Origin of the sequence: Variovorax sp. V93, assembly GCF_041154485.1 — a bacterium.
Lineage (GTDB): Bacteria > Pseudomonadota > Gammaproteobacteria > Burkholderiales > Burkholderiaceae_C > Variovorax > Variovorax beijingensis_A.
Genome location: NZ_AP028669.1, coordinates 263,089 through 275,076 on the forward strand (window position 1 = coordinate 263,089; position 11,988 = coordinate 275,076).

At 59.7% G+C, this 11,988-nt stretch carries 6 protein-coding genes; all 6 read left to right on the top strand.

All coding sequences use genetic code 11. The features are described from left to right. Positions 1-76 precede the first annotated feature (76 nt). The 6 genes from ACAM54_RS01180 to gspG all read left to right on the top strand — a co-directional run bounded on the left by ACAM54_RS01180 (position 77) and on the right by gspG (position 11,959). On the top strand, positions 77-5,275 hold the full coding sequence (locus tag ACAM54_RS01180; protein ID WP_369649542.1) for an RHS repeat-associated core domain-containing protein: 5,199 nt from the start codon (positions 77-79) through the stop codon (positions 5,273-5,275). Continuing rightward, entirely contained in the window at positions 5,272-5,877 is a 606-nt protein-coding gene (locus ACAM54_RS01185; RefSeq protein WP_369649543.1) for a hypothetical protein, read from the top strand. The genes ACAM54_RS01180 and ACAM54_RS01185 overlap by 4 nt, the downstream gene beginning before the upstream one ends. Positions 5,878-5,919: 42 nt before the next feature. Further along, on the top strand, positions 5,920-6,366 hold the full coding sequence (locus ACAM54_RS01190) for a DUF4265 domain-containing protein (protein ID WP_369649544.1): 447 nt from the start codon (positions 5,920-5,922) through the stop codon (positions 6,364-6,366). A 389-nt stretch (positions 6,367-6,755) separates the two neighbouring features. After that, entirely contained in the window at positions 6,756-7,370 is a 615-nt protein-coding gene (locus tag ACAM54_RS01195) for a hypothetical protein (protein ID WP_369649545.1), read from the top strand. Between the two features lie 168 nt (positions 7,371-7,538). Beyond that, positions 7,539-11,504: a hypothetical protein gene (locus ACAM54_RS01200; RefSeq protein ID WP_369649546.1), complete on the top strand. Its 3,966-nt coding sequence runs from the start codon at positions 7,539-7,541 to the stop codon at positions 11,502-11,504. 5 nt (positions 11,505-11,509) lie between these two features. Beyond that, the gene (gspG, locus tag ACAM54_RS01205) at positions 11,510-11,959 is read left to right on the top strand and encodes a type II secretion system major pseudopilin GspG (RefSeq protein ID WP_369650935.1); all 450 of its coding nucleotides are present in this window, start codon (positions 11,510-11,512) and stop codon (positions 11,957-11,959) included. Positions 11,960-11,988 lie beyond the last annotated feature (29 nt).

Below are 11,988 nucleotides of genomic sequence, written 5' to 3' on the forward strand. Positions count from 1 at the left end.
TCGCTACGGCCCTGCATTCGATTCAGAAGAAGTACAGGAAAGAAGATTTGTGAAAACACAGCCAAGCACCGGGTGGATGGCACGCCGCATAGGAGCGGCGGTGGCGGCGTTGCTCTGTCTGAGCCTGCCCGTGGCCGTTGTGGCTCAAGGCAATGTCGTCCCTCCCAACGGCACCATGAGCGCGGAAGTCGTCGACCTGAGCGTGCAGACCGCCATGGGCAGTGTGTCCTGGAAACGTACCTTCAACGGTACGGGTTGGCGCTTCAATCGCAATTGGGACGGCATCTCGGCCAGCTACAAGCCGTCCATGACGCAGAGCACCGGTGGGGGCTCGCCCGGCATGAGCTATGGCAGCCAGGGCGGCGGGTCCTCGACCTGCTGGATCTGGGTCGACGAGGACTGGCAACCCGGTGATGGCGTGACCGTCCCGATCGGTGGAGGCAGCGGCAGCGCTCCGGCAGTGCCTCCCGAAACCTACCTGCCGCTCAATCGCAGCTACAGCCAGACTGCAGTTCCCCTGGACACGGTCATTACCACGGGCTTCGCGAGCGGTTGTGGAAGCATCGGCGGCAATCTGGGGGGTAATTCCAGCGAAGTGCTCGAAGGCTGGCGCCGCCAAAGCCAGCTGTATGTCGGCGCCGGCGGAACCTACGTCTTCAAGAATCGCTTCTTTCTGAGGAAGCAGGCCATTCTCAAGCTTCCGGCGGGCAGTGCCGTTCCCGTGGGGGGCAGCGTGCCCCTGGTCGGCGCGGCGAACGTCGCCAGCGGCTGGCGCTGGAGCGACAAGTCAGGCGAGTGGGCCGAGTATGACGACGAAGGTCGGATGAGCCGGTATGGCGACAAGAACAACAACGCCATCTGGCTGCAGCGCAATGCGGCAGGTCAGCTGGTGCGCATCGTTGATGGCGGCGCCGGTGGCACCGCGACCAGCGGCACCGTTCTGATCACGCTGCACTACAACGCCGCCGGCTATCTTGTGCAGGCCAAGGATTGGCCGCAGGTGGGAAACAGTCTCGACCTGCCGCAGCGCACCGTCACCTACACCTATGATGCGCAGGGCCGCATGACCGGCGTGGCCGACGTGCGCGGCAATACCACCGCCTATGACTACGACAGCAAGTCCCGGCTGATCAAGACCACCGACCCCAGGGGTGGTGAAACCAAGCTGACGTATGAATCCGAGGGCACCACCGTCAAGAGCATGACGGCGGCGGATGGAGGCGTCACCGACTACAGCTCAAGCTGGGACAGCACCAAGAAGCTCTTCTACAGCAAGGTGCAGGGCCCCGCGACGGCTGCAGGCCGACGCACCGAAGACTACAGCCACGACCGCGCGGGCGACTTGGTGAGGTACGAGGTCAACGGACGCACCGAGATCGAGGTCAAGCGAGACCCGAGTGCCAGAACGGAGACAAGAACCAACGCCAGAGGCTTCGCCACCGTCCTCACCAGAAACGAGTTCGAGCAGATCACGCAGATCGAGTATCCGGATGGAAGCAAGGTCACAACTAGCTACGACGCAAACCTGCTGAACCCCGTCGAGGAGACGAATGAACTGGGGGTGAAGACCCGGTACGAATACGACGGCAAGGGCAATCTCACGAAGATGACCGAAGCGCTGGGGTCGCCCGATGAGCGCATCACCGAATTCCAGCGCGATGCAGCGGGCAGGTCCATCGGCATCACGCGCAAAGGCCGGACGGAACCCAACGGCACCGTTACACCCGATGCCACGTGGCGTCTGAGCTACGACCAGGCAGGCCAGCTGGCTCGGACCGTCGACCCGGAAGGTAACCAACGCGGATACGTCTACAGCCGCCTCGGCGATCTCATGCAATACACCGAGCCCACTGGTGCAGTGTGGAGCTACGCGTACGACGCCGACAGCAATCAGCTCTCGGAAACCGATCCGCTAGGCAAGATCGTCGCGGCTGCATACGACGAAACTGGAAATCGGACGTCGGCGACCGACGAGCGCGGCAAGGTGTACCAATTCACTTACGACAGGATGAACCGCCAGCTCAAGCAGAGCGATCCCACGGGGGCGGCCTATGCCACGAGCTACAACGCTCAGGGCTCATTGATATCCGTCACCGACGGCGGCGGCAAGTCCATGCAGATGGACTACGACGCGCTCGTCCGGCTGACGAAGGCGACCGATGCTAAGGGGCAGAGTTACTCGCTGGAGTATGCAGAGCCCGACGGCACAGACAAGGGTGCACGTAAGCCTGGCCAGCTGAACTACCCCACTTTCCAGCGCCAGTTCCGCTACGACGCGCGCGAGCGGACGACGTTGACGAACGACAAGGCGGGCGCCGAGTCGCGGATAGAAAGCTACACGTGGGACGGCGCGAGTCGACAGAAAACGACAACCGACGCCAACGGCAAGACCCGTTATTACAGCTATACGCCACACGGAGAGATCAACGAAGTCAAAGATCCCTTGGGCAACAGCATCAGGCTGGTGCGCGATACGCGCAGCAACGTCATCGAAGTCGTGGACGCCAATGGCAAGTCCACCCGCATGACCTATGACCGGCGCAATCTGCTGACCTCGACGATCGATGCCCTGGGTAACACCACCCGCTACGCGCACGACGCCAACGGCTGGCTCAGCAGCATCACTCAGGCCAACGGACAGAAGGTCGGCTATGACTTCGACGCAGTGGGTCGGGTCGTCGCCCAGCGCGAGTACGACGCCCAAGCATCGCTGGTCAAGACCACCAGCTTCACCTATGACGCTGCCGGCAACCTTCTGACCTGGAACGATGGCACCTACAGCGCGGGGCGAAGCTACGAAGATTCCGATCAGTTGAGCAGCGAAACCATCAATTACGGCGGCTTCAGCCTCACCCACGCCTATTCCTACTACGGCAACAAAGAGATCAAGACATACACCGGGCCGGATGGCGCTGCTATCGAGTACGGCTATGACAGCACCGGCTTGCTGGAGAGCCTCACCATTCCCGGCCTTGGCACCCTGTCCGTGACCGAATGGCAGTGGTTTGCGCCGAAGAAGGTGGTTCTGCCCGGCGGGACCGAGCAGCGCATGGAGTTCGACGCCTATCAGAGCCTCACTCGCCTGAGAGTCGTCAATCCGGCCCAGGCAACAGTGTTCGAATTGCAGAACAAGTTCGGCAAGCTAGCCGAAGTCAAGCAATCCATCATCGACGGCAACACCTCCGAATATGCGCTGGACGACGCCGGTCGACTCACGGCTCTCGATGCAAGCGCGCTGAGCGGTCGCAGCGAAGCATTCACCCTTGACAGCAACAGCAATCGTCTGACCCACAGCAGGACAGGCAGCGGTACCTGGGTGTACGACAGCGCTGGCCAATTGACACAACGACCCGCAGCGAGCGGCACCGGCATCGTCAGCTACCAGTACGATGCATCGGGCAATCTCATTCAGAAGACCGACACCACCAAAAACGAGCCCGCGCGCACCACACGTTATATGTGGGATGCGTTCAAGCGTCTGAGCGAAGTGCGCGACGGGGCCGGCGACCTTGTCGCCCGCTACTACTACGACCCTTTCGATCGTCGCATCCGCAAGGAGCTGGGCAATTCGGCCATCCTGGCCACGGCCGGGACCGGCGGAAGCGACATCCGGAATGCTGTCACCCATTACCTGCAAAGCGAATGGGGCCTCCTCGCTGAGGCCGATGGCGTTGGCAAAGTCCAGACTGCGTACGGCTGGAACCCACAGAATCTAGCCAGCACCGCGCCTATCTATGCGCGCCTGGCAGACACGAGCCAGCCGGGCATCTGGCGCACTGTTTACTACCACAACGACCACTTGGGCGCCCCGCAGCGGATTACCGACGCCGCCGGCACGGTGGTGTGGAGCGCCAGCTACGACGCCTACGGCAAGGCAACTGCCCAGACAACCGCCAACGTCGCCACTGCTGTCACCAGCCACCTGCGTTATCCCGGCCAATACTGGGATGCGGAAACCGGCCTGCACTACAACGACCGCCGCTACTACGACCCCGATGTGGGGCGCTACATCGCGCGCGACCCCGTAGGGTTCGAGGGCGGCATTAATCTATACGCTTATGTCGGCGCGTCGCCCAATCGTTACATCGACCCTACGGGGGAAGTAGCGTTTCTGGCCCCTCTGGCATGGGCAGGAGCGCGTGCTGCAGCGGGCGCCGCGATCAGATGGGCGGCCCGTCGGTACGCAGCTTGCATGGTCAGCTGTGTGGGCATGGATGTGGCAATGGATACCGCAGGCCAGATGCTCGGCGTGAGCTGTGACGATCCAAACCTGCTGGAATCGGGCAAGGCCTGTGCCAAGGACTGCCTGTGGTCGCTCATTCCTATCCCAAGACCTTGCAAGTATTCCGATGCAGTGGGTACAGCCATTGGGGTAGGCGGCGCGGTGCTCGATGGTGGTGGTAGTGGGGAGGGCAGTGGTTTCGGAGGCTTTGGCGGTTGGGCTCTGCCCAGGTTTGGTGACGGCGGCTTGAGAGACAACAGTTTCACCGGCGATACCTTGGTACACGTGAAAGGTTCAGATGGAACCCCTGCTCTCAAGCCTATTGCAGATATCCAGGTTGGCGATGAAGTGCTGGCTTGGGACGAGCTGGCCGTGGTGGACGGCCAGCTCAGCCAAAGCCGCCCGCTGCGCCTGAGGCAAAAGGACCAACAAGCTCAAGACTCACAAGCAAAGGACATCTTCGGTATTCGTGGACCGGATGCCACTCGCTACGAAAAAGTGAGCGACATCATTAGCAGCGAGAAGCAGCAGCGGCTGGTGCATCTGACGCTGGACACAGGCGAGAAATTAACGGCCACCGATGGCCACCCCTTCAGGACCAGCGAAGGATGGCGGGACGCCATCATGCTCAAGCAAGGTGGAAAGCTCCTGCTCAAGGGCATTGGAAGCGGAGATGACGACTCAGCCGGCGCGGCCACCATTGCGGGCATCCAGATCGAGACAAAGACAGTCAGAGTCTTCAATCTTGAGGTGGAAAACCTTCATACCTTCTTCGTGGGTGAAGAAGGATTGGTGGTTCACAACGGCAGTTTCTACCTTGTCCCTGGATGCAGAACTCCAAGCGGGAAGCCATACGTGGGTAGAACAAAAAACGACAAGGTTTCAAAGCGCGGAAAACGCGATGGAAGAGATAGACGGGATGAGGATCGAGTCGGTAGCTACCCGGATGGTGACACCGAAGCAGCAAGAAAAGGCGAACAAGACTTAATTGATCAACATGGTGGCCCGGGCACCCTCGACAATAAACGTAACGAAATCAAGAAGAAAAAATGACTAAAAAAGACAGCGTCGAGTTATTTTGGAAGTGGTTTCAAGCATCTGAAGCTGAACTTTCAACGAGCTATCACGAGCCCAAGGTCATGAAGAATATAGACCTTCATGTGCATCGAATTTGTCCAGATCTTTCGTGGGAGATTGGGCCCGTCGACAATGAGGGACTCTATTTTTCATTATCTCCAGATCTAGATGAGGGGCTGATGGGGCTAGCGAAAAAAAGCATAGCTCGATCCTACAAAAGTACGCTTTGGAAATTTCTCGTTGGGCGACAACGACGGCCCTGGAGCAGCGTCTTGGAGGTGCTAGATGATGAGCTTAATGCTACCGGTGAGGTCGATTTGTCGAAATGGAAGCACATTGCGTATAGAGTCGAAGAGGATTTGATCGATATCGTTTTTTCTGCTAATTGCTCGAACTGCGACACTGAAAGGCTAAGCCGAATCGCGAACATAGTGGCTGTTGGGTTGTTGGGCGAAGTTGTTGTGATGGAGAAGGTGAATTCAATAGAGGTTTTGAATTTTTTTGAAGACGAGATGGAGGCCGTGGCAAAGCCGGTGCATTGGTTGCCATATGCATTTGGAATGAAGCCAATGACGTGAAAAAAGAAGTGATTGCCGATTGAAGGTAATTCAAAAAAATAGATGAGCGCGCAAGTGCAGGAGCTCGAAGTTCGTTTTCGGCTTGTTCAAGATGCAGATGATTGGCCGCCATTTGCGGTGGAGTCGCTGTGGTGCACACCAATTGGAGACAACATTTATCAAGTGGGAAATGTGCCTTATTTTGTGAAAGATATAAGGTATAGAGACAAGATCAAGGTGACCTACGATAAGGGTGTGGCTTGGTTTGAAAGTGTACTTGAGCCGTCTGATTACTCTACCGTCCATGTTTTTTGTTTTGATCCAAAAAAAGCGCAATCTTTATTGAAGTGGGCGAAAAAGAATGGCTGCATTTTCGAGGTTGCATATAAGGCAAACTATTTTGCAATAGGAATTCCTCCTTCAATCTCAAGAAAAGCATGGATGAAGAAATTCAAAGCGCTCGAGTCTTTGGAAGATGATGGATTCGAGTTCGAGATTGCTGCGGGTTGAGGGGCTTTGGGTTTGAATTGGAAGTAAAAAAAACTTGCAAGAAATAAATAAGGCGGTGATTTGGTTGTGCGAATGAGGCAGGCGGCCATACTGTTTTCCATTGCCTATTTTTATAAAAAGAAGCAAAAAGTCCTTAGTTTTGTCGCAATATATTTTCCGATTCTGATTTTTTGGCAATCTGGAAGTTCGATGGAAAAGAAGATTTTCTGATGCTCTCGGTACTTCAGTTTGCGTTTTCATTTTCTTATAGTTTTCATATATTCAGCAAAGAGGAATTGTAGGGGGGCAGGGATGGGGAGAAACATGGTCGGGCGAATCTGCGTAGGCGCCATTGCGATGCTCGCCTTGGCCCTGTCTGCGCACGCTCAGGAAACTGTCGCTCATCAGCCATGAAAAATTCTCTCGAAAAATACAAGGAAGTGCAGCGCCTTATTTCTATTGAACTCAAAGCGTATGGATTTAAAAAATCCGGAGCTGAGATGCGAAAGAAATTTAAGGAGGCAACCTGCATATTCAAATTTAGCAGGTTAATTGGGCACGAAAACGACGGTGAAATTCTCTGGCAAATGCTTGGTGCTGTAATTTACGCTGCATTCAATCCAATCTTCCGCCCAGAACGATCCATTGAATCGCTACGAATCTACGATGAGGATGTCGGTTTGACAGAGGGGCGACACGCGCTTTCCTCGGTACCTGGAAATCCGACACGTCATTGGCGCGTAAGCTCGTCAACAGACGTAAATGAGCAGGTGCGTGAGTTCATGGAGATATATCGACCTGCTTTGAATGAGCTCGAAGACTGCATGACTCTCGAGTATGTTGTCAAGGGGGTGAGATTTCATCTGGAGAACGGCGAAAAATTGGGCATGGGGTCATTCATCCTTGCGCTATTGGCTGCGCGAAAATTAGATCGTCCAAATGATTTTGACTATGTCATGAGTTTTGCCAAAAGCCATTCGGAAATAAATTCCGTCTGGGCTAAAAAGTATTTGGCAATGATGTAGGTGGTTTGGTTTTATTTTCGTCGATGGGGTGTGGGGCTGAAATTCAATTCAATTGGTTTTAGATGGACGATTTTTGGGCAAACAATACATATCCGCGAAATTGAATTCGCGAAACTATTAATAGCGCGCAAAAGTAGCGCGCACTGAAAAGCGAAAGAGGGTCGGAGGATGAAAAACAAATTGGTCGGGTACCTGTGCGCGGGCGTGCTTGCCGCCTGCGGTTTGGTCATGCCCGCCTTCGCCCAGGAGACGGTGTGCGCCAGCGTCAAGATCCAGATCAAGCAGCAGCTGACCCTGGAGCGCCAGGCGTTCGACGCCGAGATGAAGATCAACAACACCACCGACAGTGGCGTGATCTCCAACGTCTCGGTGGTGGTGAAGGTCATGGAAGAAAACGGCACGCCCGTTGCCATCACCGAAGACCCGAACGCGAGCGGCGCGAAGTTCTTCATCCGCGTTTCCAACAAGCAGAACATTTCCGACGTCACGGGCACCGGCACGGTGAGCCCGGCAACGTCCGCCATCATCAATTGGCTGATCATTCCCGCGCCGGGCTCGGCGGGGCTCAACCCGGCGGGCAAGAAGTACCTGGTCGGCGCCACGCTCAAGTACCGCTACGCGGGTGAAGACCAAACGCTCGAGGTGTCGCCCGATGTGGTCACGGTCAAGCCGCTGCCTTTGCTCACGCTCGACTACTTTCTGCCGCGCGAGGTGGAGGGCGACGACCCGCTCACGGCAGAGATCGAACCCGTGGTGCCCTTCACGCTGGGCGTGCGGGTCAAGAACAACGGCTATGCCGCCGCGCGCAATCTCAAGATCGATTCCGCGCAGCCCAAGATCATCGAGAACAACCAGGGCCTGCTGATCAACTTTCAGCTCACAGGCAGCTACGTCAACGACGCACCCACGCAGAACTCGCTGCTCATCAACTTCGGCGACATTGCCGCGTCCACCAGCAAGACGGGGCGCTGGGTCATGGAGACGTCGCTCTCCGGCAAGTTCACGGAGTTCAGCGCCACCTTCAGCCATGCGGACGAACTGGGCGGCGCGGTCACCTCCATTCTTCAGGCGACGAACGCGCACTTCCTGATTCGCGACGTGCGCGTTGACCTGCCGGGCCGCGACACGGTGCGCGATTTTCTCGCGGTCGATGGCGACTACATCCGCGTCTACGAATCCGAAGGACTCGACACGCTGGTGACCGACCGCAGCACGGTGGCGCAGCTGCAGGCCGGCACCAACGCGCAGGGCGCGGCCACCTACAAGCTCACGATGCCGCCGACCGATGGCTTTGTCTACGCAAAGATGCGCGACCCGTTCAACGGCACCAAGGCCATCGGCAACGTGGTGCGCTCGGACGCCAAGCAGATGCTGCCCGAGAACGTGTGGCTGTCGCGCAGCCGCAATGCGACGACCAAGCAGTGGGAGTACTTCGTCAACTTCTTCGACGTCAACACCACGGGCGTCTACGAAAGCGACTTCCAGGCGCCGCCGCAAGTGGCGCTGCCGCCGGTGATCCAGTTCATTCCGGACCGCGTCACCAAGGTGGGCCAGCAGGTGTCGTTCCTGGTGGAGGCTTCGAGCCCGCAGGGCACGCCGGTCGCGCTGGCCGCGGCGCCGCTGCCGACGGGCGCCACGTTCACGCCGCAGGCGGCCAACGCGCAAAGCCCGACGGTGGCGCGCGCCTTGTTCAGCTGGACGCCGGGCACGGGCTCGGCGGGCAACTACCTCATCAACTACACGGCCACGGACGGCACGCTGAGCGCGAGCCGCGCGGCGAGCATCAAGGTGGAGACCGACGAGCCGCCGCCAGGCCCGGGCACGCCGACCATCGACAGCCCGGCCTCGGGCGCACAGGTGGCCACGCTGCATCCGACGCTGCAGGTCATGACTTCGGCCGACGCCAAGGACCCGACGACCAAGGTGCAGTTCGAGGTGTATGCCGACGAGGCGATGACGCAGCAGGTTGCTTCGGCCCTGGTCGACAAGGCACCGCCCGCCCCCGGCAACGGCACGGGCACGGTGGTGCAGCCGACGGGCTGGGTGGTGGGCGTGGACCTGAGCGACAACACCAAATACTGGTGGCGCGCCCGTGCGTTCAATGGCACCACGATCTACAGCCCCTGGGTGAATGGCCGCTTCTTCGTCAACACGGTCAACGATGCGCCGGACAACTTCAACCTGACGAACCCGGTGCCGGGCTCGGACGTGACCACGCTGGTGCCGGTGCTGAGCTGGACCAACAGCCTGGACAAGGACGGCGACGCCATCACCTACAGCGTCAATGTCTACAAGGACGCGGCGCTGACGGACATCGCAGCGCAGGTGGTGGACCTGCCCGAAGCGGCCGGCGGCAGCACCTCGTGGACGGTGCCCACGCCGCTGACGAACCACGCCCGCTACTACTGGCGCGTGATTGCCAAGGACGCGCTGGGCGCGCTCACGCCCACGCCGGCGCGTCTGTTCGTCGTCAATACGGGCAACCTTGCGCCGACCATGCCGGGCATCGTGTCTCCTCCGGTGGGCGGGCAGAGCGCGAACCCGGCCACGCCGTTGACGGTGCTCAACAGCACCGACCCCGAGAACGACCTGATCACCTATGTGTTCGAGATCGATTCGGTCAACACCTTCGATTCGTCCGACAAGCGCACCTCGGGGCAGGTGATGCAGAACAGCTCGGGTTCGACCACCTGGGTGACGCCCGCGCTGGTGGAGAACAAGCGCTACTGGTGGCGCGCGAAGGCACAGGACGCGCATGCGGAATCGGCCTGGGTGATGGGCGATTTCCTGATGAACGCGGTGAACGATGCGCCGCCCGCGCCAACGGTCAAGAACCCGGGCAACGGCGCCTGGGCCGCCACGCAGCAGCCCAGCCTCGAAGCCAACCCGGTGATCGATCCGGAGGCCGAAGCGGTTCGCTACGAGTTCGAGGTGTACCGCGACGCGGGGCTCACGCAGCGCGTGGCCAGCGGGCTGTCGAACACCACGGCGCTGATCGTGGGCACCGTGCTGGAAGACAAGACCACGCACTGGTGGCATGTGCGGGCCGTCGATGCATCGGGCGCCACCAGCGCCTGGAGCGCGCCGGCGGTGCTCTACATCAGCACCGGCCCGTACCAGAACCCGAGCATCGGACTGACCGCGCCGGCCACGCCGACCGTTCCGGACACCGTGACGGTGGGCGGCGTGCAGCGCAAGCAGGTCACGCTGCGCTGGGAGGGCGTGGACCCGAACATCGAGCCGACGGTGGCGCTGTACTACAGCACCAGCGCCACGGGCTACGCGGGCAACCTGATCGTCGATGGCCTGCGCCAGAGCGCGGGCACGCAATCGGGCAGCTACGTGTGGGATGTGTCCGCGCTCGGCACCGGCACCTACTACGTCTATGCGGTGATCTACGACGCGCGCGGCCTCGGCCGTGCGTATGCCCCGGGTGCGGTGGTGGTGCCGGCGGCCACGCAGTCGGGCGCCGTGGTGGTGACGGCGGGCCCGCTGCTCTTCACCTCGGAGCAGGGCGGCACGGCAACGTACAAGGTTCGGCTGGCCAACGCGCCCGCGTTCGACGTGATGGTGCCCATCGCATCGAGCAATCCGCGCGAAGGCGAGCCGACGCCGGCCCAGCTGGTGTTCACGCCCGGCAACTGGTCGGCCAACCAGACGGTCACGGTCACGGGCCGCGACGACTGCGCGCCCGATGGCGCGCAGAGCTACCAGATGCTCAGCGGCAAGGCGCTGTCGAACGATCCGAACTACATCGGTCTTTCCGGCAAGCCGGTGAATCTTGTCAACTTCGACAACATCGACGTGCTGTCGAGCACCAGCAACCCGAACATCCATCTGTGCGGGCTGGCGGTGGTCACGGAAAAGAAGATCGACGCACGCACCTGGGAATACACGCTGCGCGGTGAACTCACGAACACCGGCGTTGCGGTGTCGGGCGTCAGCGCCAGGCTGAGCCGTCTTCCATTCAGCGTGATGCGCCTGGCCGAAGACACGCTGGTGTTCGGCGCGGTCGGCGCGGGCGAAACCGCAAAGACCACCGACACGGTCACGGTGCGCTCGGCCTTCCAGATCCCGGCGTCGCTTTTCAAACTCGGTGTCGGGTTCCGTTGGACGGTCACGGTACAGCCATGAAGCAAATGCAATCCCACTCTTCTTCCATTCGCCATTCCGGTGCGGCGCCTCGCCGTGCGCGCGGCTTCACCTTGCTCGAGCTGTTGGTGGTGATCGTCATCATCGGTCTGCTCACGGCCATCGTGGGGCCGCGCTATTTCTCGCAGATCGGCAAGTCCGAGCAGAGCACGGCCAAGGCGCAGATCGATGCCTTGTCCAAGGCGCTGGACGCCTATCGGCTGGACACCGGCCACTATCCGTCCACCGAGCAGGGGCTGCAGGCCCTGGTGGTCAAGCCGAACGGCGAGGCCAAGTGGAACGGCCCCTACATGCAGAAGAAGATCCCGCCCGATCCGTGGGGCAAGGACTACATCTATCGCACGCCGGGACAGACGGCGGAGTTCGACCTGCTCTCGTACGGCAAGGACGGGCAGGCCGGCGGCGAGAAAGAGAACGCCGATGTGTCGTTTCATTGAGCCGGGGCGGTGATGGCTGCAACGGGTGT